Origin of the sequence: Streptomyces sp. NPDC088246, assembly GCF_044741025.1 — a bacterium.
In the GTDB taxonomy this organism is placed as follows: domain Bacteria; phylum Actinomycetota; class Actinomycetes; order Streptomycetales; family Streptomycetaceae; genus Streptomyces.
In genome coordinates, this window is the sequence record NZ_JBIURV010000077.1 from 1 (window position 1) to 25,355 (window position 25,355).

Consider the following 25,355-nt stretch of genomic DNA (forward strand, 5'->3'; position numbering starts at 1 on the left):
ACGGACCTCTTCCATCTCCTCAGGAGTCACAACTGAAAGAAGATCACAATCTATCCAACGAGGATCACTTGGGGTACCTAACAAAGCCCTACTAGTGTCCTGCGCCGGGAGTCTGCATCCTGCTCCTGGAGCGAGTACTCCGCGCCACACACCACGCGACAGTGGAGCTGCTCGGCCGACTCCTGGGGCTCCTGCTCGTAGCCGTCAGCATCGACCTCGTCCTCGACGGCCTGGTAGAACTTGGCGTCGAGGGACTCGAGCGCGGCCACTGAGAGCGGAACTCGCTCGTACCTCCCAGTGGGCGGCTGCCGTCCGTAGCTGCCGTGGTCTGGCCACTCATCACTCCGCGACGACCCGGCCGCCGGATCGGGAAATGCGACCGAGGCCGCTGTGTAAGGTTATGTCGGCGCGGTCGTCTGCGGCAGGACCCGCATACTCGACGTCTGGAGCACGATGAACCGGATCCGGGCCGTCGACATGGTCGGCGGCGAACCCGCACTCATCCTGGCTCTGCTCACCGGTCACGCCCAACAGGTCCTGCACATTCCGGGCCGAGTCGTGAGCCGCGTCGGCGACGGATACTGCGGCGAGGGCCATACCGACGCCCGCGACGCCATCGCCGACCGGGCTCGCATCTCATGGTGACCCTGCCGCAAAACCGTCAGACGTCCGTCCGGGCCGACACTGCCTCTGAGACGGTGCGGATGGCTGGCCGGGTACTGCAGCCGACACGGGTGTTCGACACCTACTGGCGTTTCGCCTCCGCCCGACAGGCGGTCTACGAGGCTCGCCTGGCCGGCCGGGCCCAGCCGTGGACGGACGATCCGATCCTGACTCAGCACCGCTTCACCAACTGCTACCGCGCCGCCGACCGCGTCAGTCAGACGCTGATCGGGGACGTGATCTATCAGGGTTCACAGGAGTGGGATGAAGTCTTCTTCCGGACCCTGTTGTTCAAGATCTTCAACAAAGAGTCGACCTGGCAACTGCTGACCCACGAACTCGGCGAAGTGCGCTGGGACTCCTACGACTACCGGGCCTACGACCAGATTCTGTCGGCGGCGTTCACCAAGGGCGGGCGACTGTACTCGGCCGCCTACATCGTGCCCCCGCCGCAGCTGGGGGAGGGGTGCAAGCACCGCAATCATCTGCGGCTGCTGGAGATGATGATGACCACGGGCGCGCCCGGACGTGTCCTGGAGGCTGCAACGATGCGCGAGGCGTACGAGGTGCTCCTCGGCTACCCGGCAGTCGGCCCGTTCCTGGCCTACCAGTTCACCGTCGACCTCAACTACGCGTCGCAGATGCCGTTCTCCGAGATGGACTTCGTCATGCCCGGCCCCGGCGCGCGCGACGGGATCCGCAAGTGCTTCGGCCGCTCCGTGGACGGCATCGAAGCCGACGTCATCCGCTACATGGCCGACTCGCAACAGGAGCACTTCGCCCGCCTCGATCTCCCCTTCCACGGACTGAAGGGACGGCCTCTCCAACTGATCGACTGCCAGAACCTGCTCTGTGAGGTTGACAAGTACGCCAGGGTCGCGCACCCGGAGATCGCCGGAATCAGCGGCCGCAGCCGCGTCAAACAGTCGTACCGGCTCGATGCCGGGCCGCTGCGGGCATGGTTCCCGCCCAAGTGGGGCCTGAACGACTGAGGGCCGGCTGTGCCGACGCCGGGCACGTCCGCCCTGGACCGCACGCAGGCGTGGCCGGGCGTGTCCGTTAGTTGAGGAGGCCCGTGCCCTGGGTCCCGCAGGGGATGTCCGTGTGTTGTTCCCCAGCGGGTGCGGGCGACCCGGAGCGGGTGCCGAACTGCGTTGCAGTGTCCCGGACGTCAAGCCGTGAGCCCGGTCGTCCTGCACGGCGACGCCCCGGCCTTCACTGCCTCGCCGCCGCGGTCGGGTCACGCCGCCGCTCGGGAGTGGGCCTCGACCTCCTCCTTCCCGTCCACATCATGGTGAATGGGCGTCCCCGAACCGGTCAGCGGAACCCCCGTCCCGCCCCGGCGCGCCGCGACGATCTCCGCCGCGATGGACAGGGCGGTCTCCTCGGGGGTGCGGGCGCCGAGGTCGAGGCCGATCGGGGAGCGCAGGCGGGCCAACTCGCTTTTGTTGACACCGACTTCGCGCAAACGCCGGTTGCGGTCCTCGTGGGTGCGGCGCGAGCCCATCGCGCCGACGAACGCGACCGGCAGCCGCAGGGCCGTCTCCAGCAGAGGAACGTCGAACTTGGCGTCGTGGGTGAGTACACACAGGACGGTTCGTTCGTCGGTCGCGGTGCGCCGGAGGTAGCGATGCGGCCAGTCGACCACGAGGTCGTCGGCTGTGGGGAAGCGGGCGTGCGTGACGAAGACCGGCCGGGCGTCGCACACGGTCACGTGGTAGCCGAGGAACTTGCCCGCCCGTACCAGCGCCGTCGCGAAGTCCACGGCGCCGAAGACGATCATCCGGGGTGGCGGCACCCTCGACTCCACGAACAGCGTCACGCCGCCCGGGCAGCTTGATCCGTCCGCCGCGATCTCGACGGTGCCGGTGCGGCCGGCGTCCAGCATCGCGAGGGCCTCCGCCGCCGCCGTCCGGTCCAGTTCCGGATGTCCATCGAGGCTGCCCTCGTACGATCCGTCGGGGTGAACGAGCAGCGCCCTGCCGAGCAGTTCGCCCTGGCCCCGGGCCACCCGGGCGAGTGCCGCTGCCTCTCCTCGGTCCGCGGCCCACACCGCTGCCTGGAACACCGGCGCGTCCGCGCGCACCGGCGTGACCAGGACTTCGATGACGCCGCCGCAGGTGAGTCCCACCGCGAAGGCGTCCTCGTCGCTGTATCCGAACCGTTCGCGCACTGTCCGGCCGTCCCGGAGCGCCTGAACGCACAGGTCGTACACGGCCCCTTCCACGCAACCGCCGGAGACGGAACCGACGGCGGTGCCGTGACTGTCGACGGCCAGGGCGGCGCCGGGACCGCGCGGCGCGCTGCCGCCAACGGCCACGACGGTGGCGACGGCGAAGTCCCGGCCCTCCTCGAACCAGTGGTTCAGCTCCTCGGCGATGTCAAGCACTCCGGGCTCCCTCCGCCGTCCGATGCCGCGCTTCGTCCGCCGCACGCAGGACGCGGTCCGGACGGATCGGCAGGTCCCGGTGGCGCACGCCGGTCGCGTGCCATACCGCGTTGGCGATCGCGGCGGCGACGCCCACGACGCCGATCTCGCCGATGCCCTTGATCCCGACCGGGTCGTCCGGGACGGGGTCGTCCACCCAGTCCGCCTCGATGAGCGGCACGTCGGCGTGCGCGGCGAAGTGATAGCCGGCGAGGTCGGCACCGACGTGGCCGCCGGAGGCCTGGTCCCTGATCGCTTCCTCGTGGAGGGCCATGGACAGCCCCCAGGTCATCCCGCCGATGAACTGGCTGCGGGCGGTGAGCGGGTTGACGATGATGCCTGCGGCGTAGATGCCGAGCAGTCGTCGCACGCGCACCTCACCGGTGGTGACATCCACCGCGACTTCGGCGAACTGCGCGCCGAAGGAGTGCCGTTCCTTCTTCGTGAGGGCGCCGATGGCCTCGGCGGTGTTCGACCGGGCAGTGATCCCCTCCGGCGGAATGCCACCTCCCAGGGACAGTTGCTCCCGCAGCTCGTCCGCCGCGACCGTCACCGCCCACGCCCAGGAGCGCGTGCCCATCGAGCCGCCGGCGAACATCGCCGGGCCGAGGTCGCTGTCCGCGATGCGCACACGGATGCGGTCCGGATCCACCTCCAGCGCGTCCGCCGCGACCAGGGTCATCGCGGTCCGTGCCCCGGTCCCGATGTCCGCCGCGTTGATCCGCACGGTGAAGGTTCCGTCCGATTCCGCGGTCACGGCCGCCGTGGACGGGCCGACTCCCGAGGGGTAGGTGGCCGCCGCCGTTCCGGTTCCGAGTAGCCAGCGCCCCTCACGGCGCAGGCCGGGACGCGGGTCCCGGTCCGCCCAGCCGAACCGGCGGGCTCCCTCCTCGAAACAGGCGAGCACATTGCGGCTGCTGAACGGCAGCCCGGACACGGGGCCCGTCTCGGGTTCATTGCGTGCGCGGAGCGCGATCGGGTCCACGCCACACTTCTCGGCCAGTTCGTCGAGGGCGGATTCGAGGGCGAAAGATCCCGGTGCCTCGCCCGGTGCGCGCATCCAGGCCGGGGTCGGCACGTCGAGCCGTACGAGCCGGTGAAGGGTGCGATGCGCGTCGGCGTCGTACATCACGCGCCCCAGCACGGCGCTCGACTCGATGAATTCATGCACGGTCGACGTAAGACTCTGCGCCTGGTGGTCGAACGCGCGCAGCCGGCCGTCGGCGTCGGCGCCGAGCCTGATCCGCTGCGCCGTGGGGCTGCGGAAACCGACGAGGGAGAACATCTGGCGACGAGTCAGAACGACGCGGACCGGGCGGTGGAGGACGGTCGTGGCCATCACGGCGGCCACTTGGTGCGGGCTCAGCCCCTTCGATCCGAAGGCGCCGCCGACGTGTTCGGACCGCACCCGTACGGAGGCCGGATCGAGACAGAAGAGCTGCGCGAGTTCGCTCGCCACCCAGGTGCTGCCCTGGTTGGAGTCGACGACGTCGAGCCGGCCGCCGTCCCAGCGAGCCGTCGCCGCATGCGGCTCCATCGGATTGTGGTGTTCCTCCGGTGTGGTGTACTCCTCGTCCACGACGACGGCGGAGGCGTCGAGTTGTGCCTCTACGTCCCCCTTCTCCGTCTCGGCCTGGACCATCGGGTTGTCCTGCGGCGTGTACGCACCGGAGCGTCCGGCGAAGAACGCGACGTCGTGCGGCTCCTTGTCGTATCGGACAACCAGCGCCTCGGCGGCCTCCCTGGCCTGCTCGGACGTCTCGGCCACTACCAGCGCCACCGGCCAGCCGACGAAGGGCACACGGTCGTGCTGGAAGATCCCGAGGACCGGGTTGGGCCGCCCCAGCATGCCCACATAGTCGGTTTCGACGCGTGGCGCGTTCCCGTGGTGCAGCACGGTGAGGACGCCGGGCATGGCCAGGACGGGGGCGTCCTCCACGGAGCGGATGCGGCCACGGGCCACGGTCGACAACACCAGCCAACCGTGGGCGAGTTCGGCGAAGGGGACCTCTCCGGCGTAGCGGGCCGCCCCGGTGACCTTGTCGCGGCCCTCCACGCGGGTATGGGCGGAGCCGACGGCTCCCGTCACGGCGGCGATTTTGGTCGTCGTGGTCATCGGGAGGCCTCCTCGGTGAGTTCGGTCAGCACGGCCGCGACGAGGTTGCGTATCAACGTCACCTTGTATCCGTTCCCGGGAAGTGCCTCGGCGGCAGCCAGTTCGGCGTCCGCCGCGGCGGCGAACGCCTCCGCGCTCGCCGTGCGGCCGATCAGCGCCTGCTCGGCCGCTCGAGCCCGCCACGGTCGGGACGCGACCGCCCCGAACGCGAGGCGCACTTCGCGTACGACGTCGTCCTGGACGTCGATCGCGGCGGCGATCGAGCCGATCGCGAACGCGTACGAGGCGCGCTCGCGCACTTTCCGGTACCGCGAGTGGGCGGCGACCGGGGCCTGCGGCAGCGTGACGCCGGTGATCAGCGCGCCCGCAGGAAGGGCGGTCTCGATGTGCGGGGTGTCGCCCACGGGCAGATAGAACTCGTCGATCGGTAACTCGCCCGGTCCATTGGCCGTTTCGTACGAGATAACGGCGTCGAAGGCGGCGAGCGCGACAGCCATGTCCGAGGGATGGGTGGCGACGCAGTGTTCGGAGGTGCCGAGGATCGCGTGGTTGTGGTGTTCGCCCGCGAGGGCGGGGCAACCGCTGCCGGGGGCACGCTTGTTGCAGGGTTTGCTCAGGTCGGTGAAGTAGCCGCAGCGAGTCCGCTGGAGCAGATTCCCGCCGACCGTGGCCATGTTGCGCAGCTGCCCCGAGGCGCCGGCCAGAACGGCCTGCGCCAACGCCGGGTAACTACGCCGTACTTCGGGGTGGGCTGCGAGATCGCTGTTGGTGACGGTTGCGCCGATACGCAGTCCGCCGTCGTGAGTGAAATCGACTCCGTCGAGCGGAAGTTCGTGTACGTCGACGAGCAGAGCGGGCCTTTCCACGCCGGCCTTCATCAGGTCGACGAGGTTGGTGCCGCCGCCGAGGAAGCGGGCGTCGGGGTCGGCGCCGAGCAGGGCCACCGCCCCGGAGACGTCGAAGGCGCGTTCGTAGCCGAATTCCCTCATACCGTAGCCTCCTCGACCTCGGTCTCGGCGGCCTCTGCCGCCCGTGCGACCGCCTGCACGATCGACACGTAGGCGCCACAGCGGCACAGGTTGCCGCTCATCCGCTCGCGGATCTCTTCGGCGGTGAGTGCAGGCATTCCCGCTTCGGGCCGGACATCGTCGGTCACGGCGCTCGGCCAGCCCGCCGCGTGCTCCTCGATCACCGCGAGGGCCGAACAGATCTGCCCCGGTGTGCAGTAACCGCACTGATAGCCGTCGAGGTCGAGGAAGGCCTGCTGCACCGGATGCAGCTGCTCACCATCGGCCACGCCTTCGATGGTGGTGATCGCGCGCCCCTCGGCCGCGACTGCGAGCTGGAGACAGGAAACGGCCCGGCGCCCATCGAGCAGCACCGTACAGGCGCCGCATTGGCCCTGGTCACAGCCCTTTTTGGTACCGGTCAGATCGAGATGCTCGCGCAGGGCGTCGAGCAGGGTGGTGCGATGGTCGACGGGCAGCGTGTACTTCTCGCCATTGATGTTCAGGGTGATGGCGCTGGACGTCGATGGGGCCATGATCAGCCTTCTTTCGCATTGCTGATGCGCGTCGAACGAGACGATCCCGGCAGACAGCCCGGGAGGGAGAGGGGCATGTGGATGACTGGACCAGCGGCGACGGGCACTGGTCGGCCACACTGGCCGGATCTGCCACTATGGTGGACCTAATCGGACAGCTGTCCGGTTGCCATTGAACCTAGCGGACAGCTGTCCGGTCAGCAAGGCCGGGCTTGGTTGTGGTTCCGGAAGGAGGACGAGTGCAGGAAGAGAAGAGCGCGACTCTGCGCCCGGACGCGCAACGGAATCGCGAGCGCATTCTGGAAGTTGCGCTGGCCGAGCTGACGCGGGCTGCGGATGCTCCGCTGAGCGCCATCGCGAAGAAGGCAGGCGTCGGACAGGGGACGTTCTACCGCAACTTTCCCAACCGCGAGGCCCTCGTTCTGGAGGTGTACCGCTACGAGATGCAGCAGGTCGCCGACACCGCTGCCCAGCTGCTCCAGACCCGCGCACCTGACCAGGCTCTGAGGGAGTGGATGGACCGCCTGGCCCAGTACGCCATGGCCAAGGCCGGCCTGGCCGACGCGCTGCGCAAGGCTACCAGCACGTACGGCAGCCTGGCCCAGCTGGGTCACGGCCCGGTGACCCAGGCGGTCACGCTCCTGCTGAACGCGAACGAGGAGGCCGGCACCATCCGCCGGGGGCTGACCCCCGACGACTTCGTGCTCGCCATTGCCGGGCTCTGGCAGATAGACCCGCACAGCGACTGGCAGCCGCGTGCGACGCGACTGCTGGATCTTGTGATGGACGGGCTGCGGGCAGGGGCGTCCAGAACGGGTGGGCCTGCGGCGGATGAGCGTGAGGCGGACGGGCCCCGGGCGGGTGGGCCGGGGGACGGACGGACCTGAGGTGGGCTGAGCTGGGCCCCGGGCGGACCTGGCTCGGGCGTACCTGGGCCGGGCGGAACTTGGGCGCCTCCGCGTGATCTGCTGATGTGCCTGCCACGGGACGCCGCTCCTGTCGCCACGGGGTGAAGGGATACCACCGCCTGTCCGGTCCCGCCGCAGTTGCCTGCCGAAGACCGCGTCGCTGGGCGATCCCCTGCGATCCGTACATCTTCCTGTGGAGTTGCTCGGGAGTTCTGGTTTGCCTTCCGTGCCTCAGCCAGTGATTCCGGTGCGGTGGAGGAGGACTCCTTCGGCGGCGTGAACGCCGACAGGCTTTCCATGCCGGTAGGTGACAGCGTGCGCCACAACGCGTTCTCCGCGTCCCCGGTATGCGCCGCGGCCGGAGGCAGGCGGGTGATGTCGTGCGACGTGTGGCCGGCGCTCGAACGGCGAAGGCCATGCCTGACCTGCGGCGCCGCCCAGGTGGAACACGGGGCCCGCTGGGCCGGGCTCTGCGGTGGCGGTGATCGTGGCGGGGCTACCGAGGGAATCGCCAGGCCCTAACCTGCTGTTCGTCGCATGGTAAGGGCCAGGTGGACCTGCAGCGCGTGGTCGCCGTGGCGCCACTGTGGTCCGAGCAGCGCCGAGATCCGATCGATGCGCTGATAGAGCGTGTTGACGTGGACGTACAGGGCGGTGGCAGTACGGCTCAGCTTGCCGTCGCAGGCGAAGTAGGTGAGAGCGGTGCGTACCAGGTCGCTGCCGCGCGTCTCGTCGTGCTCCACCAGCGGGCCGATCGTGCGGCGGACAAAGCGGTCCAGTTCGTCGCGGCCCGCCGGGCCCAGCAGTATTCCGTGGATGCCGAGGTCGTCGCGGCAGGCACCCTCGCCGGCGCGGTCCAGCGCGACCAGTACGTCCAGGCAGCGGGCGGCGTCGCGGTGTGCCTCGACGACGGCCGTGGCACCGGGTGCCGCGTGCTCCGCACCGACCGTGACGGGGTGTCCGATTCCGGCGGTCAGCAGTTCGGCGAGGGCACGGGCGGCGCCGCCCGGGTCTTCGACGGCGGGCAGGACGACGACGGTGCTGCCGCCGTACTCGCCCGCGATACCGCCGAGCCGGGTGGCATGGCCACCCGCCAGTTCCGTGATGCGGCGCCGCCTGCCGTGGTCCCCACCCCGAGCCACCAGCACCACATGGTCACCCTCCAGGTCGAGTCCGACCAGCGCGGCCCGGCGGCGCAGCCCTTCGGGGTCGCGGTGCGGGGCGCCCAGCACGTCTTCGAGGATCTCGCCGCGTAACCGGTGCTCGGCCTCCGCGACCGCACGTTCACCGAGCAGCATGAGGGCGGCTGCCTGGGCGGCCCGTTCCAGGGCGTGGATGTCGGAGGCGTCGAGTCCGCCGCGTACGAGCAGCAGCGTGCCGAGGTGTTCGTCGGTGGCGACGATCGGGGTGACACAGACGGTTCCGCGTGACGCGGAGCTGCGGAGGTCTCGGGCCTGCGCCATCTCCCGTGCGAGGTCTGCCGGTTCGGGCGGTGCGTCACCGGCCGAGGCGAGTGGCCGGTCCTGGGAGTCGAGGACGAGGACGCTGCCGCGCAGCACGTCGGCGAGCGCCGTGGCCAGTCCCGTCGGTCCGCCCCCGTCGAGCGCGACGGCCGTGAGCCGCTCGTGGACGGCCGCCGTCTTGCGGACCTCTTCGAAGAGAGTGGCGTTCTCGATGGCGAGGGCGGCATGGTTGGCGAGCGAGATGAGGAGGTCGACCTCGTCGGGCGAGAAGGGCCGCACCCGGCGGTTGGCGGCGAAAAGCACCCCGTACACCTGGTCGCCGAACTTCAGCGGCACGCCCTGAATGGCCACCAGCCCCTCGGCGCCGATGACGCCGTCCACATACGGGGTGTGCTCGAAGCGGGCGTCGTTGGGGTAGTCGGCGGTGTGGTAGGGCACGGCGGTCGCGGCGACCAGTCCGCCGAGGCCGGTACCGGCGGCGAGCCGGCCGGTCTTGAACCCGTCCGTCGTGATGCCGTCGGTGACGCGTACGTACGTGTCGCCCTCCTCCGGGTCGGAGAGCAGCAGATACGCGACATCGGTGCCGACGAGGGAGCGGGCGCGGCTGACGATGGCCTGCAGGACGTCTTCGAGGTCGCGCAGCGAGGCGAGGTCACCGGCGGTCTCGTAGAGCGCGGCGAGCGCGGCCTCCCGGCTGCGGTGAGCCGCGAGCCGGGAACGGATCTCCAGCGCTTCGTCCACGAGCGGCGGTTCGGCGGCCACGGCACGGAACGCCGCCTCGTCGGCCTCCTCGCGCAGCAGGCGGAGCAGGGTACTGGTGGTTGCCGGCGTCGTCGTCACCGGGCCAGTGATACCGCACCGATGCCGCCATGCATCCCGGGCGACGGAGAGAATCTCCACTCATCTGCCGCTTACGACGTGGCGCACCTCTATTTCCCGCAGGGCGGTGCACAGCCAACCATGGCCCCGTCCGTCTCCGTACTCCCCGTACTCCCCGACTTCCGACCCCGTTCCCTGAACGGATCCCAGTGAAGGAGAGCGCACGATGAAGTTCCGCTCCCTGCGGACCGCCGCTGTCACCCTGGCCGCCGCCCTGGCCGCGGCCCTGGGGATCACCGCCCCCGCCCACGCGGGCGAACCTGGCCTTCCCCGGCTCAACATCACCGACACCTACGTCACCGGAATCTCTTCCGGCGGATTCATGGCCTCGCAACTCCAGGTCGCCTACTCCGGCGCCTTCAACGGCGCGGGAATAGTCGCCGCAGGGCCGTACTACTGCGGCAAGGGAGGCATTGTCGTCGGGCTGATCGCTTGCGGTACAGGGCTGGTCTCCACCGACCCCGAGGGCATCGAGAAGATCGCCCGCCGCTGGGCGGCCGACGGACGGATCGACCCCGTGTCGAACCTGGCGGGCAAGCCCGTCTACACGTACCACGGCACCCGGGACCCCCTCGTCCGGACCTCGGTGAGCGACGAAGGGGTGCAGTTCTACCGGGACTTCGGGGCCCGGACCGCGTACCACGACACCGATCCGGCAGGGCACGGCTGGCCCACCCCGAACGCCCCACTGAGCTGTGGCACCACGTTCTACCCGTTCCTGATCAACTGTGGCAACGACCCACAGGGCGAGATGCTCGGCCACTGGCTGGGGCAGGTGAACGCACCAGCCGCCTCGCAGTCGGGCACCGTCAGCCGGCACGACCAGAACCGTTACGTGCCGGGCGGTCTGGCCCAGTGGTACAGCATGGGCAGCAGCAGCTTCCTCTACACGCCGGAGTCCTGCGCAGCAGGGGCCGCGTGCAAGCTGGTCGTCGCACTGCACGGCTGCCTGAGCGACAACAAGTTCGTGGGTGACCGGTTCGCCCGTGAGTCCCACCTCAACGAGTACGCCGACACCAACAACCTGGTGATCCTCTACCCGCAGACCGACATCAGCCTGCTTCGCGGCAACCCGCAGGGCTGCTGGGACTGGTGGGGGTACACGGGCAGCGACTACGCCCAGAAGTCGGGACCGCAGATGCGCGCCATCCTGAGCGAGGTGCATGCGCTCGGCGGCTGACCGGATCGAGCGGGACACGTGCGGAGCGGGTGGTGGGCTGACATGCAGCCACCGCCCGCTCCGCCCCTCCCGGCACGGATCGCACGCGGCAGGTGATACAAGGAGGGTTGCCAGTGCGGCCCGGCCAGGCGGCGGGACCTGCCGAACGACTTCGCCCCGCCGGATACCCAGCGGGGCGACGTTGCGAGGCTCGAATTGACCGGCAGCGTCTGTGGTCAGGCACGGCCCGCGCGACGGCGGCGGATGCCATGAGGCGCGGCCGGTGTGCAGGACGAGGCCAAGTCGTCATGCGTCGTCGACGGTTATCACGGCCGCGACTTCCAGAACAGGGCATTGTCGGCCGCACGCGCCGGGGGTGCTCCGTTCGCCGCGCGCCTCCAGGAACTTCCCCGGTCCGAGCAGTACAGGGTGTTCGTACCACTGAACAGCTCGCTGTGCCCGATGTTCTCCGACTTGGCGTATCGCACGAGGTGCTGCGTGCCATCGGTCGTAGAAGTGGCGCCCTTGCGCGACACTGTGCGGTCGGTATTGGTCCCGATGAACGTCCAATCGGTCCCCTGGGCAGATAGCGGGACCTGTTTGGACTGCAGTCAGTTCAGGAAGGCGGAGCCGGTCCGCATCAGGTCACACTGCCGGGCCCAGTTGCAACCGGACGCCATCCCGTGATGCGGGGTTCCGAGGAGGTCGCAGCTCGCCGCGGCGGCCGCCGTACGACCCGGCGGCTGAAGCACTGCAGGGCAGCGCCCGCCGCCCCCGGAGCCGTTGCGCGCTCGGGGAGCGGCGGGGGCCGCTGATGTTACGGCGTGGCGTCGAGGTCGCGGGCGAGGAGCGCGGCCAGCTCCTCGACCGCGGCTTCCGCGCCGTCGCCCTCCGCGGCCAGCACCACTGAATCGCCGTGCTGGGCCGCGAGGGCGAGCACGGAGAGCAGACTCCGGGCGTCGACCGCGCTCTGACCGTCCCGGCCTATGGTCACCTTGACCGGCTGCCGGGTAGCTGCCTGGACGAGCAAGGAGGCCGGGCGGGCGTGCAGACCGCTGCGGGAACCTACGACGACAGTGCGCTGATGCATGGTGAACTCTCCTGTGTGGTGGTGGGGGAGCGGGGTTACGGGTCAGTCCGTCAGGCGGCGACGGAGATCTCGGGCTCTGCGGTCGCAGGGGCCGACGCCTCCGTGGTACTGCGCATCCCCTTGAGGAGGACGACCAGGGCGGTCGAGACCGCAGTACCGGCGGCGATGGCCAGGAGATAGAGGAACGGATCACCGATGAGCGGCACCACGAAGATGCCACCGTGCGGGGCGCGCAGTGTGCAGCCGAAGGCCATCGACAGCGCACCGGTGACCGCGCCGCCGGCCATCACCGACGGGATCACCCGGAGGGGGTCTGCCGCCGCGAACGGGATCGCGCCCTCGCTGATGAAGGACGCGCCCAGCACCCAAGCCGCTCTGCCGTTCTCCCGCTCGGTCTTGGTGAACAGCCTGCCGCGTACGGTGGTTGCGAGTGCCATGGCCAGCGGCGGCACCATGCCGGCCGCCATCACCGCGGCCATCACCTTGAGGCTGCCGGGCGTCGGGTCGGCCAGGCCGCCGACCGCGAAGGCGTACGCCACCTTGTTGAGCGGCCCGCCCATGTCGAAGCACATCATCAGGCCGAGGACGATGCCGAGAATGATCGCGTTCGATCCGGAGAGCCCGTTGAGGCCGTCGGTCAGGGCTCGTTGGAGCGAGGCGATCGGCTTGCCGACAACGATGAACATCAGGAAACCGACGACCACCGAGGCGAGCAGAGGAATCACCAGCACCGGCATGATGCCGCGCAGCGTGGGATGGACCTTCACACGTTGGATCGCCGTCACCACCCCACCGGCGAGCAGACCCGCCGCGAGGCCGCCGAGGAAGCCCGCGTTGATGGTGAGCGCGATGGCACCGCCGACGAACCCGGGGACGAGCGCGGGCCGGTCCGCCATGCCGTACGCGATATATCCGGCCAGCACCGGCACAAGGAAGGCGAATGCGGCGGTGCCGATCTGGTTGAGCAGAGCGGCCCAGCTGTCGGCCTCTCCCCAGACGAAGTGGTCCGCGACGGACTTGGCACTGGCGATCTCGTAGCCGCCGATGGCGAACGACAGCGCGATGAGGAGGCCGCCGGCGGCGACGAACGGCACCATGTAACTGACGCCGGACATCAGGTAGGTGCGCAACCGGATCCCGAAGTGTGCGTGGTCACGGCCGGTGGAGGCTCCGTCGCCCTGCTGAGCGGCGCCGCCCGCGACGGTGCTGGTCTCGCCGTGTTCCGCCTTCCGCCTGGCTTCGGCGATCAGCGAGGCAGGTCGGTTGATCCCTGCCTTGACCCCGGTGTCGACGATGGGTTTGCCGTCGAACCGTGCCTTCTCGCGCACCTCGACGTCATGCGCCCAGATGACCGCGTCGGCAGCGGCGATGAGCGCCGGATCGAGCCTCTCGAACCCGTCTGAGCCCTGCGTCTCGACGTCGAGCACGACGCCCTCGGCGCGGGCCGCGGCTGCCAGCGACTCGGCGGCCATGTAGGTGTGTGCGATGCCGGTCGGACATGACGTGACGGCGACGATCCGGAAGGGTGCGTCGGCCGTTGCACCGCTGTCCGAGGCAGGGCCGTCCGCTGTTGCACCTTCCGCGGACGAGGCGTCCGGAGCCGGGCCGGCCGGAACGGCCTCCTCGCCGCGGATCAGGGCCGCGGCCGCGCCCGGGGCAGGCTCCGCTCGCAGCGCGCCCGTGAATTCCGGGTCCATCAGCCGTCGTGCCAGGGCGGAAAGGATGGTGAGGTGGTCGTCGTCGGCCCCGGCAGGCGCCGCTATCAGGAAGATCAGATCGGCGGGGCCGTCCGCCGCGCCGAAATCGATGCCGCCCTCGCTGCGGCCGAACGCGAGCGTGGGCGCGGTGACATGCTCGCTGCGGCAGTGCGGGATGCCGATGCCGCCGTCCAGACCGGTCGGCATCTGTGCCTCACGGGCGGCCACGTCGGCGAGGAAGCCGTCGAGGTCGGTGACGCGGCCCTCGGTGACCATTCGCTCGCCCAGTGACCGGGCGGCGTCGTACTTCGTCTGGGCGGACAGATCGAGATCGACCAGTTCCGCGGTGATCAGTTCACTCATCGCGGGGCTCCTTGCTCGTGGACCGTCCTGTGGGCGGCTCGGGGGGACTCGGGGCGGTGCGGGCTGGGCCGCGGATGCACGGCAGTCATGAAGTCGGCTCCGTCAGGGGTCGGTCCAGAGGGATGTCGGTGGTCGTGGTGACCGCCGACAGGTCGAGTTCCGCGGGGGTCGGCATGACGCTGCCCGGCAGCTGCACGGCCGCCGCGCCGTGGGCGACAGCCGCGGCGAGCGCGGCCGGGCCCTTGCCACCCGCGGCGAGGAAGCCCGCGAGGGAGGCGTCGCCCGCTCCGACGTTGCTGCGGACCGCGTCCACCCGGGCGCTGCCGAAGTATGTACCCGCAGCGTCCACCAGCAGCTGCCCGTCGGCCCCGAGGCTGGCCAGAACGGATCGGGCACCGCGCTCGCGCAGCTCCTCAGCCGCCTTCACGGCGTCGCCCACCGTCGTCAACGGGCGACCGACGGCCTCGGCGAGCTCCTCCGCGTTCGGCTTGACCACATCGGGGCGCTCCCGCAGCGCCGTGGTCAGCGCCGCGCCGGAGGTGTCGAGGGCGATCCGGGCCCCGGCACGGTGGCTCCGGGCCACCAGCTCGGCGTACCACTGCGGGGGCAACCCACGGGGCAGACTGCCGCAGCAGGCGATCCAGTCCGTGGTGGCCGACCGGGTCTGTACGGCATCCAGCAGGGCCTCCGCCTCGGCCACGGTGATCTCCGGGCCCACCGCGTTGACCTTGGTGAGCGTTCCGTCGGGTTCGACGAGCGTGACGTTGATACGGGTGCTGCCGGCGATAGGTACTCCGGCCGCCTCGATGCCGTGTTCGCCGAGCAGCCGGGCGAGCAGTGCGCCCTCAGGCCCGCCGAGCGGTGCGACAGCGATCGTGCGGTGGCCGGCTGCCGCGACGGCGCGCGAGACGTTGATGCCTTTGCCGCCGGGGTCGACTCGGTCGTCCGTGGCCCTCAGCACGGCACCGCGGGTCAGCCCGGGCAGCTCGTACGTACGGTCCAGGCTTGGATTGGGGGTGACGGTGAGGATCATGCACGTACTACTTCCGTGCCCTGGCCTTCGATGGCAAGGGCATCGTCGGAGCCGAGTCCGGCGTCGGTGATGAGCAGATCGACCTGCGCGAGGTCGCCGAAGCGGGCGAAGTGTTCCTGGCCGAACTTGGCGGAGTCGGCCAGGAGCACGACCCGCCGGGCGGCAGAGATCATCGCGCGCTTGACGGCGGCCTCGGCCAGGTCCGGCGTGGTCAGACCGCCCTTCGGCGAGAAGCCGTTGGTGGCGAGGAAGACGACGTCGGCGTTGATCTCGCTGTAGGCGTTCAACGCCCAGGCATCAACAGCGGCACGAGTACGATGCCGGACCCGGCCGCCGACGAGATGCAGCGCGATGCCGGGGTGGTCGGCGAGCCGGGCGGCGACCGGCAGCGCATGGGTGACCACGGTGAGGTGGGCGTCGAGCGGGATGGCCGCGGCCAGTCGGGCGGCCGTGCTGCCCGCGTCGATGATCACGCTGCCGTCGGTGGGGAGCTCGCCGAGCGCGGCGGCCGCGATGCGCTCCTTCTCATCGATGGCCACTGCATCGCGCTCGGCGAGCTCGGGCTCGAAGTCGAGCCGCCCGGCCGGGATCGCACCGCCATGGACGCGCCGCAGCAGCCCGGCCCGGTCGAGGGCCTTCAGATCACGGCGCACGGTCTCGGCGGTGACCTGGAACTCCTCGGCCAGGGACAGCACATCGACCCGGCCGCTCTCGCGGGCGAGGCGGAGGATCGCTTGCTGCCGCTCCGGTGCATACATGTTGTTTTGGGTCCGTTCTATGCCTGACTGTGTGGTTTCGCGGTTAGATTACGCTCATGGTTCGGCGATGTAAACAGACTCGGGCATGTGCGGGCCTGAATGGATGCGTGGCGCCGGGGTCGCCGCCGACGGGTTCAGTGGCTGGCTCCTCAACTGGGGCCCAGGTGTACGAAGTGGCCATTTCGGGGCTCTGCTGCTGCCGGTGAGTTGCTGGTGACAGCGGTGGGGGCCGGCTGGTTGGCGGCTCGGGGTGCTGTGGGGGACGCCACTCACTCAAACCGGGCATAGTGTGTCACTCTTTGGGTTGTGCAATTTTCAACTACTGATCGGCAAGGCCGGGCGCCATCGTCACTGGGCCTGCGGCCGCCGCTGACGCGACTTGTCGAAGCGACGCGCCGCGGTTGGGGATGGCATGCCCTGGTGCACGGCGCCAAGAACCTGATCTCGGCGCTGCTCGCCTGGGAGTTCGCCACTCTCTGGATCCCGGGGGAGCGACCGTATGTGGCTGTGGCCACCGCATTGCTCATGGTCAATGCCGCGACGGTGTACCGCTCTGTGACGCAGGCCGCGCGGAGCATGGCCACCCGGGCGGCGGGAGTGCTGCTGGCTCTTGGCACCGTGTGGCTGCTGGGATCCACCGCCGGGAGTATCGCGGGCATCGTGGGGATCGCCCTGGTGGCGGCCGGGAGCCGAGCTTCCGACGTCCGGCTACAGGTCGCATCGACGGCGGTTCTCACGCTCACCGCCGCGGCCGCGGCTCCGGTCGGGCACGTCGTTCTGACGGCGATCGCGGCGCTGAGCGGCGCGGTGGTGGGCGTTGCGGTGAACGCGCTGATCATGCCGCCGATACATCTGGACGAATCCGATGACGCGGTTCGAGACCTCGCCCGAGTCATGGGGGCATTGCTGCGAGACATGGGCCACGGGCTGCGGGAGCGGCAGCATGTCGCCCACGCGCACGGCTGGGTGGAGGACGGGAGGGGGCTGGGGCGGCGGGTCGCGGACGCGCGCGAGCGCGTGCAGCAGGGGCAGGAGAGTCTGCGCTGGAACACCTGCTGGGCGGTGCATCCGCAGCGTCGGCCTGTGACGTACGGTGACATGCTCAATACACTGCATGGCGTATCTCTCCAGGTGCGCGGAATTGCTCGAACGCTGGCCGACAATGTGGACGACACCCACACCGACCACCACCTGGGACAGCAGTTCCTCGATCGGTACGCGGAGATGCTCAAGTTGGCAGGGCACGCAGTCGAGGCGTTCGTCGAGGTCGACAGCGCATCCCGCCCGGCGGAAGCCCGTGAGGGACTGCGTGCAGCGATCGACCGTGCCCGGGCGTGGCACGACACCATGACCGACCTCATCGGCCGGGGCGCGTTGGTCAAGCCAGGTGCCTGGAATGTCTACGGATCCCTCATGACCGACGTGGAGCGTCTCCTGGTCGATCTGGACCATGCCGGCAGGCTCTGACCTCCGGGCACAGTCCCAGGACGTGTCCCTGCGCGGCACGGTGTCGGGAGGCTTGTGGAAGCAGCGGCGGTACTCCCGCCGGAATCGGGTGGCCGGCCTCGCTTCCCGGGCGGCGCCGGCAGGCACCCCGGCCAGCCGGCGCTGTCGGCGATCGTGGCCGCGACGGCGCGCACCGGGCGGAACATCCTGCACCGATACGCGACCTGGCACCTTCCTCGCCGACTTCGCCGCCGCAGTCGCGGCAGAGAGATCAGCACACCCAGCTCACGGTCGTCCGCCGGCGCCGGCGCGCCGCCGTCAATCTCCTCAACTGGCTCGAGGGCCAGAACTTGACCCTGGTTACCTGCAACCAGACCGACCTTGAACGTTGGCTGACCAGTGATGACGTCCGCCACCGCCGGGAAGCACGCCACTTCGTGTGCTGGGCTCTCTCCCAGCAGATCGCCCGCGATCTCACCTTCCCTGTCATGAAGTGGAACGGCCCCTCCCAGGCGATGGACGGCGAGGCCCGCTGGGCCACCGCCCGCCGGCTGCTGCACGACGCCGCCCTGAAGCCCGAAGATCGCCTCGCAGGACTGCTGTTGCTCCTCTCCGCCCAGCGGCCCGCAGCGATCTACCGGCGGACAGTCGACCACATCGAGGAGACCGCCGGAGCGGTCCGCATCCGCCTTGGCGATGTTCCGGTCGACCTGCCCCAGCCTGACGCCGACCTGGCCCTTCACCAGGTTCGTGGTTCGCCGCAGCCACGCCGTCCTTGCCCGGACGGATTCGCCCTGGCCTTTCCCCGGAGGCCAGCCTGGCCGCCCGATCAGTGTCTGGGCCACGGGAGAACGGCCCCGCAAGCTCGGCATCAGGCTCGCAGAGACCCGCTCGACCGCTCTGCTCCAGCTCGCCACCGAGTTGCCTGCGGCGGTCCTCGTCCGCACCTTCGGTGTCGACTTCACCGTCGCCGTCAAATGGCAGCGGGCCGTTGCCGGAGACCGGGGCGGCTGGGATCAGCCGGCGCAACAGCTCACGACCCCTGCCCTCACCCGCACCAGTTGAACGGAGATCGCTATGACACACGCCTGGCTCACCTCGATGGGCGGACCTCTGATCACGATCCCGGAATCGGCATGCCAGTACTGCTCAGCACCCGGTACATCGATGCCGCCGTCACCCAGCTACGCGGGCCGCTACTCCTTCCAGCTCCCCGATCTGCCCGGTGGCCTGCGGTCCTGCGCGATCCGGCTGCGATCGATGAGGAGTAAGGCTCAGCCCGGCACCAGGCCGACACCGGCGGACGGGTCGGCCGAGATGGAGCCGTTGGTGACCCTTGTTCGCTTCGGCTGGCGACCGAAGTCTCATCCGCGCTCGCGGAGGTACGCCTCCAACTCGGCGGCCCCGGTCAGCATCGCCCGCCCTCGGGCGGACAGCCGACCGCGCCAGTCGCACAGTGCGGCCTCCAGCGGCTCCAGCCCGCCGGCCGCCCGCACTTGGGCGATCAGCGGGGCGATCTGTTCCAGCAGGTAGCCGCCCCGCCTGAGCTGGTGGGCCAGCCGGGCGTCCCGTACGTCGGCCTCGGCGTAGACGCGGTACCCGGTCAGCGGGTCGCGGCGCGGGCGCACCAGCCCGGCGCGCTCCCATTTGCGCAACGTCGCGGGCCGGATTCCGAGCTTCCCTGCCAGCGGCCCGATGAACGTGCCGCCGGGCCCGGACACCGCGGCTGGCTCGGACCCCACACCGGGCTCGGGCGCCGTGGTGGACTCCAGATCGCGAAGGGCGCTCTCCACGGCCTGGAGGGTCCGCCGGTCGTCGAGGAGCTGGGCGTGGCTCTCGTCGATGAGGCAGAACGCCTCATCGACCGCGCCCTGGTTCACGGCCCGCATGATCGACGTCGCCGTCTGGTGGCTGTGGCCGGGCACCAGGGCAAGAAACGCGCGCAGGGCCCCCGAGTGCAGCGAGGTATAGGTGCGGTAGCCGTGGGGTGTGCGACCGGCGGCCGGAAGAATGCCGGCCTCCTCGTAGTTCCTGATCGCCTGCGTGGACAGACCGTGCCCACGCGCCAGATCAACCGGCCGTAGGCGCTCACCGTTTTGAAGGTTTCGTCCCATGGAACTGACAATATCGCGGAGAAGTTTCAACCGAAGGTTCAACGATACCGTTGAAGGCATGGCTATTGACATCAAGGAAACCGCCCATACCGTCGAGGCCGCCTCCGTCATGAAGCTGCTCCCGGCCCGGCCTCGGCTGCTCGCCCTGGGCGAGCCCACCCACGGCGAGGACACTCTGCTCGACCTGCGCAACGAGCTCTTCCGGCAGCTCGTCGAGCAGGAGTGCTACCGGACGATCGCGATCGAGAGCGACTGCATGATGGGCCTGGTCGTGGACGACTACGTCACCTCGGGCACGGGCACTCCCGACGAGGTCATGGAGCAAGGATTCAGCCACGGTTGGGGCGCCTCCGCGGCCAACCGCGAGCTCGTGCGCTGGATGCGCGCCTACAACGATGGCCGGCCCGCCTCCGAGCAGCTCCGCTTCGCCGGTTTCGACGGCCCGCTGGAGATCACCGGCGCCGCGAGCCCCCGACAGGCCCTCACCGCACTCCACGGCTACCTCTCGACCCGGGTGGACGCGGACCTGCTCCCCTGCACCGGGGAAACGGGCGCACCGCCACCGGTCTGCTGCGTTACCACTGCTGGATGGCCGACACCTCTTGCGTCCCGGCCGTCCGGCGCGTGGGCGTCGGACCTGCACCTCGGTGTTGTCGATCCGCAGGTCCACGCCTTCAAAATCGGCGTAGGCGAACACATCTTCCAAGGTTCGCAGCCTGACGCCGGGACGGTCGGGCACGGCGAAACCGCGGGCAGCGAGCAGGGGCCTGACCTGGCGGATTACGGCGGAGACCGTGGAGCGGTCCACCCGGTACAGCTCGGCCAGAGCGGGGTGCGGCAGGCCCAGCCGCAGGTGGACGAAGGTGACCAGCAGTCGGTCGGCGAACTCCAGCTCCGGCTTGCGCCCGGTCCCCTCAGCCCGGCGCCGTTTGTAGCCCCGCTGCCGGTCGAGCGCCGACTCACGCCGGGCCCACCGACGCGGCGACAACTCTTCGAGCAACTCGCCGAGATGTGCGCGAGAGACCCCGGGCAGGGCAGGATGGGAGCAGGCCGCACGGGCCCAGGTAAGCGTCGCAACTCACCCAACCCGTGCGGCCCTTCTCACGTCACGGCCCCACCAACACCGGGACTATTCATCCCCAGGTCGTTAGTGGTCGTTAGTGGTCGTAGGGGGCTTCCGGGGACTCCGTCCGTGGCCATCAAACCCGCTCACGGTGACGGTGACCGTCGAGTCCGCCTTTGCCGGAGTGCAGGAACTCGTCAATGGAATATGTTGGGTGACCAGTCGTCAGGGTTAAAGGAGCACCCGGCTCGTTCTCTCAGTCTCACGCTCAGTGCCGTGGGGCGGAATTCGGTGTACCAGTCGCTGCCGTCCCTTGAAGCGACTGCGAATTCCGCCCTGCGGTTGAGTGTGGTTTCCCCAGCCGTACTCTGATTATCCACCGGTGGCTATCCAGGGCCGGTGGATCCTGTATCGGATTGCTGGTCCGATGCAGGGGACAATGCCCTCAAGGGGGATCGTTCAGGCTGGCCCGGAACCCTTTGACGGTGCTTTCGGTAAATGACCTGTCCCTGCTGGAGGCGCGTTCTCGAGGCGGCTTTCTCCTGTGGTCGGGCCTGACCCTTCCATAGAAGCCCGCGCGCATCACGCATCCGCCGCAGGCGTCAAGAGCCCCGTTGGCTGAGAACCGGTTCCAGTGGCCATCGGTTGCCACTCCCGATGGAGGGAGCGGCAGTTGTCGTTGTGATACATCGCTGTGGTCGAAGTGGCCGCCCGTGGTGTTCCACGGAAAACAACGGCTGCGTCGCAGTGGTATGAACGACGTTTGTGTTCCCGGACCCACTAGCGATGTGCGTCGTGGTCCTGGAGCCAGTAGATCTGGTCGAGGACCCACTGGCGACGAACGTCGTCTTCGCTTATCCGGTAGCGGCCGCGGTCATCACGGTCTGGGCTCCAGTAGCGATGTCCATCATGGTGATGGCCCCGGTAACCACGATCACCGTCGTCGTGCTTACCCCAACCCTCGTCCCAGCGGCCGGGCCGGCCCTCGTGGTGGGCGTCAGCGGACCGCGTGGAGTGAGAAACGACGGCAGGCCGGTCGCCGGTCGTGGGGGTCGCCGCCGAGGCGGAACCGCCAGTGGCGAGGAGTCCGGCCGCTGCGACTGTCACAGAGGCCACCGCGACGGCAGCCCGACGCGCAAATGTGTATGCCATGATCTTTCCTCCTTGCTTGCCCCGTGACCTGCACGAACAGAGTCGCGGGCTGCCTTTCGTCAGGCACTTGCGACAGTACTCCGATGTAGTTGAACACAAAACTATTTTTGGTGTGAGGAGGGCCATGACCCGGAAAGTTGTTGCGTCGGAATATTTCAACAGCTGCATGCTTCGGTTGGCCCACCTCGCCTGTCCGGGAGGAGGGAGCGCTTGGGCGAGAGTGAGCTCTGAGGAGCGCGAGCCCCGTGGTCGTTCCTGTGGACGTCGCCGTCGAGCGATGCACCGCGGCCGGATCCGGCTCTCCGTGGGGGGCCGAGCCCCTGCGGGGGGAGCAGGTGGACACCACCGGTGTTGTCGCAGAAGCTGGCGAGGGTGACCCGGGCAGCCAGTAGAGGCCGAGGGTGTCGACGTCCTACGGTTTCCTTGCCCGCATCGATGACCTGGCCGGCCGTCGGCGCCACGTTGGCGGAGGTTTTGACGCTCTGGGCGTCCAGCCCGCATGTGCTTGGCTCGGGGTCCTGGCCTGCGCTCTCCTGTGCCAACCGCCGGAGCGGGCCGTTGAGCTGCATGACACGCCGTCTTTCTGCAGGCCGTGTCCGGGTGGCCCGCGATGGCATTGCGGACGAACATGTCCGAGTCCTCCGCCCGGAGGTCGCGCGGGCCGGTGGGCAGGTCCGGATGGACGACAAGGGCCTCGCGTGCGCCGGAATCCGGGTCGGCGGCCAGTTCTGGGGCCGGTTGCGCGTACCTGACAGCGACAGTACGGGGCACGGGACCAGCGAGCAGGGCGGGCGGCAGGTCCGCCGGCAGGAAGTATGCCGAGGCGGCGTCCCGGCATGCCGGATCCTCCTGCGCCTTTCTTCGCTCGTCGGGGCCTCACGCGGTGGCCGGTAGCGTCGAGAGACAGGATGGGGGACGGATGAGAGGCCCGGTGAGAGGGCCACGGAGGGGCGAGCGCGGCCGTGCATTCCGGGGAAGAGGTGCCTCATGGCTGCCACTGATGCGTTCCCGGAGAACTCTGCCTCGGTGGAGGTTGGCCCGTCCGAGTCAGGTGGGCTGCTGAATGTGCTGGGTGTGGCGGCGGTGGTACTGGACAGCGCGGGGATCTCGTTGTGGAGTCCGCAGGCCGACGGGCTGTTCGGCTGGACCGCGGACCAAGCGCTGGGCCGGTTCGCGGCCCAGTTGCTGGTGGCCCCGGAGCGCTTCGACTCGTCCTGAACCTGTTCGCACAGGTGATGAGCAGTGGTGAGAGCTGGGCCGGAGTATTTCCCGCGCGGCACAAGGATGGTGGTACGCGGCTGGTGGAGTTCCGTAGCATTCGGCTGCTGGACGAGCACGGACAGTCATATACCCTGGGTATCGCCACCGGTCAGGCCATGCTGCGGGAGGTGGAACGGGACCAGGCGCTGTCGGCGCGGCTGGTGGCCCAGTCCCCGATCGGCCTGGCGGTCCTGGACACAGGCCTGCGGTACGTGATGGTCAACCCGGCGCTGGAACGGCTCAACGACCTGTCGGCCGCTCAGCACATCGGCCGTGATGTCCATGAGGTCGTCCCGTTCCTGGACGATCCCGGGGCTGCCGCGCCGATGATGCGGCAGGTTCTGGACACCGGCAGACCGCTGGTCAATCAGTTCGTCTTGGGTCGGTCACCGACCGTTCCTGCCGCTGACATTGCCCGTTCGGTGTCGTATTACCGGCTCGAGGATCCGGCCGGGCGTGTCCTGGGGTGTGGCGGCGTCGGTGGTGGAGTGACCGAGCAATACCGCGCCGGTTTGGAGACGACCGATGCCCGCAAGCGGCTGTCGACCATTGCCAGGGCCTCGGTGATGGTGGGCGCCACCTTGGATATGGAGCAAACCGCCCGTGAGCTGGCCGACATCCTGGTGCCCGAGCTGGCCGACCTTGCCGCCGTCGGCATTCTCGACGCGGTCCTCGACGACCGGCAGCCGGGCTCGGCGTCCCTTGGGGCGTCAGCCCTGTTCCGGGCGCTGGCAGTCACCGCTGTCTGTCCCGCCGGCGCCGTCCACGCGCCCGACCCGACCGGACACATCGCCGCCTACGATGCCGACCGTCTCATCACCCGGTGTGCGACCACCGGTCGCCCCGTCCTGAACGGACAATCGAAGCCACCTGTGACCACCTCCTGGGTGCACTGCGTCATCAGGACGACCGCGACGACGTCTCCCTTCTCGTCTCCCGCGCACACGCCCACCGGCCGTGATCACTGGTGCATCCCGCCCCCGCCTCGAGGCAGGGCGGTTCGAAGCCACTGACCGTCAAGGAGAAACACCGCCCAATTGCCCCATGCCGCTGGCGTATCCGGGGCTGTCGGGTCTGCTGGACCGGAAACCGGAGTGCAACTGCTTCTCCGCTGCCCAGCCAGGCCGCGCCGCAGCCGGCCCTGGTCGGCGCGAACTGCTCGCGTGGATGTGTGATGGCCGCACCATTGTTCTCACAATGCGGCGTTGTGCCTGTTACCCGATTTGCGCAGCACTGATGGCGGGGCGCCGGGTGGCGCGCCGCGGAGCGTCGAGGAGCCGGAAAGGGCTTGCCGTCGAGGGCGACCGGGATGGTTGTCACGCCCAGCGAATGTCAGGGCCACGCTCACGTGGAGTGTGTGACCGTTACAGTCGTCAGTTACGGAAATGTCCATATTGCGTAACGTGGGTCGAAGCCTCGGCCGGAGCCGGGGCAGGTGCTTCAAAGTGTGGGTCCTCGGCTCGCTGGGCCGGGACCCGCGCTGCGCAGCATGGCTCTGACCTGGGCCTGGGCGCCCTTACTTGAGGGGACATCACGTGTCTGCTTCTCGTACCGTCCGTCGTCTTGTCGCTACCGGTCTGGTGGCCGGTTCCGTCGTCGCCGTGGTGATGATGCCGGCCTCGGCCGATGACGGCCACGATCGTGGCCGTCATCACCAGGCGTACTCGCGTGTCGTGCTTGGTGACATCCAGTACAACAGCCCGGGCCGTGACGACTACTCCAACCATTCGCTGAACGGGGAGTGGGTCGAGGTCACCAACACCGGCCACCGGGCGGTGAACCTGGACGGGTGGACTCTGTCGGACCGGGACGGCAACCGTTACCGCTTCGACGACCTGCGTCTGGCCGGCCGGGCCACGGTCCGCGTCCACACCGGGCGTGGCCGCGACACCCGCACCGACGTCTACCAGAACCGCCGAGGCGACTACATCTGGAGCAACTATTCCGACCGGGCCACGCTGCGCGACAACCGCGGACGCACCGTCGACACCGAGTCCTGGGGCCGTGACCGTGACCACCGCAACGGCGACCGAGGGCACCGCCGTTGACCTGACCCCCGCCCGCGACTGACTGCGGGCCCTCTCGGAGCTGCGGGGGGGGGGGCCCCCCCCCCCCCCCCGGGGGGGGGCCCCCCCCCGGGGGGGGGGCGGGGGTTCCGCGGGGGGGGTTGGGGTACCGGGGGGGCCCGGGGGGGGGCGCGGGGGGGGCCCGGGCCCGGGG

General features: G+C 69.5%; 20 protein-coding genes and 2 pseudogenes. 10 read left to right on the forward strand and 12 right to left on the reverse strand.

Translation table 11 applies throughout. The features are described 5' to 3' along the window. Positions 1-453 precede the first annotated feature (453 nt). Positions 454-645 carry a hypothetical protein gene (locus ACIPEK_RS42800; RefSeq protein WP_402007816.1) on the forward strand — a complete coding sequence of 64 codons (192 nt, stop codon included), beginning with the start codon at positions 454-456 and terminating at the stop codon, positions 643-645. A gap of 59 nt (positions 646-704) precedes the next feature. After that, positions 705-1,655: a nucleotide kinase domain-containing protein gene (locus ACIPEK_RS42805; protein WP_402007818.1), complete on the forward strand. Its 951-nt coding sequence runs from the start codon at positions 705-707 to the stop codon at positions 1,653-1,655. Positions 1,656-1,903: 248 nt separating this feature from the next. Here the strand turns inward: ACIPEK_RS42805 and ACIPEK_RS42810 are convergent, their stop codons facing one another. The 4 genes from ACIPEK_RS42810 to ACIPEK_RS42825 are packed head-to-tail and all read right to left on the reverse strand — an operon-like array spanning position 1,904 to position 6,750. After that, entirely contained in the window at positions 1,904-3,052 is a 1,149-nt protein-coding gene (locus tag ACIPEK_RS42810) for an XdhC family protein (protein WP_402007820.1), read from the reverse strand. Next, on the reverse strand, positions 3,045-5,207 hold the full coding sequence (locus ACIPEK_RS42815) for a xanthine dehydrogenase family protein molybdopterin-binding subunit (protein ID WP_402007822.1): 2,163 nt from the start codon (positions 5,205-5,207) through the stop codon (positions 3,045-3,047). The genes ACIPEK_RS42810 and ACIPEK_RS42815 overlap by 8 nt, the downstream gene beginning before the upstream one ends. Then, positions 5,204-6,196 carry an FAD binding domain-containing protein gene (locus ACIPEK_RS42820; RefSeq protein WP_402007824.1) on the reverse strand — a complete coding sequence of 331 codons (993 nt, stop codon included), beginning with the start codon at positions 6,194-6,196 and terminating at the stop codon, positions 5,204-5,206. The genes ACIPEK_RS42815 and ACIPEK_RS42820 overlap by 4 nt, the downstream gene beginning before the upstream one ends. Then, complete coding sequence (locus ACIPEK_RS42825; RefSeq protein ID WP_402007826.1) at positions 6,193-6,750, reverse strand: 2Fe-2S iron-sulfur cluster-binding protein; 558 nt, start codon at positions 6,748-6,750, stop codon at positions 6,193-6,195. The genes ACIPEK_RS42820 and ACIPEK_RS42825 overlap by 4 nt, the downstream gene beginning before the upstream one ends. A 239-nt stretch (positions 6,751-6,989) precedes the next feature. On the opposite strand from ACIPEK_RS42825, the gene ACIPEK_RS42830 reads away from it, so the two are divergent. Continuing rightward, positions 6,990-7,637 (forward strand): TetR/AcrR family transcriptional regulator, encoded by a 648-nt coding sequence (locus ACIPEK_RS42830; protein WP_402007828.1) that lies wholly within the window; start codon positions 6,990-6,992, stop codon positions 7,635-7,637. 539 nt (positions 7,638-8,176) lie between these two features. On the opposite strand, the gene ACIPEK_RS42835 is transcribed toward ACIPEK_RS42830, so the two are convergent. Next, the gene (locus ACIPEK_RS42835) at positions 8,177-9,961 is read right to left on the reverse strand and encodes a helix-turn-helix domain-containing protein (protein WP_402007830.1); all 1,785 of its coding nucleotides are present in this window, start codon (positions 9,959-9,961) and stop codon (positions 8,177-8,179) included. Between the two features lie 205 nt (positions 9,962-10,166). Between ACIPEK_RS42835 and ACIPEK_RS42840 the strand changes: the two genes are divergently transcribed. Continuing rightward, positions 10,167-11,180: a hypothetical protein gene (locus ACIPEK_RS42840; protein WP_402007832.1), complete on the forward strand. Its 1,014-nt coding sequence runs from the start codon at positions 10,167-10,169 to the stop codon at positions 11,178-11,180. A gap of 796 nt (positions 11,181-11,976) precedes the next feature. Here the strand turns inward: ACIPEK_RS42840 and ACIPEK_RS42845 are convergent. From ACIPEK_RS42845 to ACIPEK_RS42860, 4 genes are all read right to left on the reverse strand, one after another. After that, positions 11,977-12,249: an HPr family phosphocarrier protein gene (locus ACIPEK_RS42845; RefSeq protein ID WP_402007834.1), complete on the reverse strand. Its 273-nt coding sequence runs from the start codon at positions 12,247-12,249 to the stop codon at positions 11,977-11,979. A 50-nt stretch (positions 12,250-12,299) separates the two neighbouring features. Next, positions 12,300-14,309, reverse strand: a complete 2,010-nt coding sequence (locus tag ACIPEK_RS42850) for a fructose-specific PTS transporter subunit EIIC (protein WP_402007836.1) — start codon at positions 14,307-14,309, stop codon at positions 12,300-12,302. An 85-nt stretch (positions 14,310-14,394) separates the two neighbouring features. Then, positions 14,395-15,342, reverse strand: coding sequence for a 1-phosphofructokinase (pfkB, locus tag ACIPEK_RS42855; protein WP_402007838.1), 948 nt, complete (start codon positions 15,340-15,342; stop codon positions 14,395-14,397). After that, positions 15,339-16,100: a DeoR/GlpR family DNA-binding transcription regulator gene (locus tag ACIPEK_RS42860; protein WP_402007840.1), complete on the reverse strand. Its 762-nt coding sequence runs from the start codon at positions 16,098-16,100 to the stop codon at positions 15,339-15,341. The genes pfkB and ACIPEK_RS42860 overlap by 4 nt, the downstream gene beginning before the upstream one ends. A 420-nt stretch (positions 16,101-16,520) precedes the next feature. Between ACIPEK_RS42860 and ACIPEK_RS42865 the strand changes: the two genes are divergently transcribed. Then, positions 16,521-17,567 carry an aromatic acid exporter family protein gene (locus tag ACIPEK_RS42865; RefSeq protein ID WP_402007842.1) on the forward strand — a complete coding sequence of 349 codons (1,047 nt, stop codon included), beginning with the start codon at positions 16,521-16,523 and terminating at the stop codon, positions 17,565-17,567. Between the two features lie 729 nt (positions 17,568-18,296). Further along, the gene (locus ACIPEK_RS42870) at positions 18,297-18,611 is read left to right on the forward strand and encodes a hypothetical protein (protein WP_402007844.1); all 315 of its coding nucleotides are present in this window, start codon (positions 18,297-18,299) and stop codon (positions 18,609-18,611) included. 299 nt (positions 18,612-18,910) lie between these two features. Here ACIPEK_RS42870 and ACIPEK_RS42875 read toward each other — a convergent pair whose 3' ends face one another. Next, positions 18,911-19,660 (reverse strand): TioE family transcriptional regulator, encoded by a 750-nt coding sequence (locus ACIPEK_RS42875; protein WP_402007846.1) that lies wholly within the window; start codon positions 19,658-19,660, stop codon positions 18,911-18,913. 58 nt (positions 19,661-19,718) lie between these two features. Between ACIPEK_RS42875 and ACIPEK_RS42880 the strand changes: the two are divergent. Continuing rightward, positions 19,719-20,210: pseudogene (locus tag ACIPEK_RS42880) on the forward strand (erythromycin esterase family protein); the annotation flags it as partial. Positions 20,211-20,465: 255 nt separating this feature from the next. On the opposite strand, the pseudogene ACIPEK_RS42885 reads toward ACIPEK_RS42880, so the two are convergent. Both ACIPEK_RS42885 and ACIPEK_RS42890 read right to left on the reverse strand, forming a co-directional pair. Then, a pseudogene (locus ACIPEK_RS42885) lies at positions 20,466-20,660 on the reverse strand (IS5/IS1182 family transposase); the annotation flags it as partial. Between the two features lie 843 nt (positions 20,661-21,503). After that, entirely contained in the window at positions 21,504-21,875 is a 372-nt protein-coding gene (locus ACIPEK_RS42890) for a hypothetical protein (RefSeq protein WP_402007848.1), read from the reverse strand. A gap of 987 nt (positions 21,876-22,862) precedes the next feature. Here ACIPEK_RS42890 and ACIPEK_RS42895 point away from each other — a divergent pair. From ACIPEK_RS42895 to ACIPEK_RS42905, 3 genes are all read left to right on the forward strand, one after another. Then, positions 22,863-23,093: a hypothetical protein gene (locus ACIPEK_RS42895; protein WP_402007850.1), complete on the forward strand. Its 231-nt coding sequence runs from the start codon at positions 22,863-22,865 to the stop codon at positions 23,091-23,093. An 83-nt stretch (positions 23,094-23,176) separates the two neighbouring features. After that, positions 23,177-24,148: a PAS domain-containing protein gene (locus ACIPEK_RS42900; protein ID WP_402007852.1), complete on the forward strand. Its 972-nt coding sequence runs from the start codon at positions 23,177-23,179 to the stop codon at positions 24,146-24,148. Between the two features lie 522 nt (positions 24,149-24,670). Next, positions 24,671-25,183 carry a lamin tail domain-containing protein gene (locus ACIPEK_RS42905; protein ID WP_402007854.1) on the forward strand — a complete coding sequence of 171 codons (513 nt, stop codon included), beginning with the start codon at positions 24,671-24,673 and terminating at the stop codon, positions 25,181-25,183. Positions 25,184-25,355: the final 172 nt, after the last annotated feature.

Coding starts and splice junctions, on each gene's coding strand:
- ACIPEK_RS42800 (WP_402007816.1), top strand. CDS start 454: ATGAACCGGATCCGGGCCGTCGACATGGTCGGCGGCGAACCCGCACTC.
- ACIPEK_RS42805 (WP_402007818.1), top strand. CDS start 705: ATGGCTGGCCGGGTACTGCAGCCGACACGGGTGTTCGACACCTACTGG.
- ACIPEK_RS42815 (WP_402007822.1), bottom strand. CDS start 5,207: ATGACCACGACGACCAAAATCGCCGCCGTGACGGGAGCCGTCGGCTCC.
- ACIPEK_RS42820 (WP_402007824.1), bottom strand. CDS start 6,196: ATGAGGGAATTCGGCTACGAACGCGCCTTCGACGTCTCCGGGGCGGTG.
- ACIPEK_RS42825 (WP_402007826.1), bottom strand. CDS start 6,750: ATGGCCCCATCGACGTCCAGCGCCATCACCCTGAACATCAATGGCGAG.
- ACIPEK_RS42840 (WP_402007832.1), top strand. CDS start 10,167: ATGAAGTTCCGCTCCCTGCGGACCGCCGCTGTCACCCTGGCCGCCGCC.
- ACIPEK_RS42845 (WP_402007834.1), bottom strand. CDS start 12,249: ATGCATCAGCGCACTGTCGTCGTAGGTTCCCGCAGCGGTCTGCACGCC.
- ACIPEK_RS42850 (WP_402007836.1), bottom strand. CDS start 14,309: ATGAGTGAACTGATCACCGCGGAACTGGTCGATCTCGATCTGTCCGCC.
- pfkB (WP_402007838.1), bottom strand. CDS start 15,342: ATGATCCTCACCGTCACCCCCAATCCAAGCCTGGACCGTACGTACGAG.
- ACIPEK_RS42860 (WP_402007840.1), bottom strand. CDS start 16,100: ATGTATGCACCGGAGCGGCAGCAAGCGATCCTCCGCCTCGCCCGCGAG.
- ACIPEK_RS42875 (WP_402007846.1), bottom strand. CDS start 19,660: ATGGGACGAAACCTTCAAAACGGTGAGCGCCTACGGCCGGTTGATCTG.
- ACIPEK_RS42890 (WP_402007848.1), bottom strand. CDS start 21,875: ATGGCATACACATTTGCGCGTCGGGCTGCCGTCGCGGTGGCCTCTGTG.
- ACIPEK_RS42895 (WP_402007850.1), top strand. CDS start 22,863: ATGGCTGCCACTGATGCGTTCCCGGAGAACTCTGCCTCGGTGGAGGTT.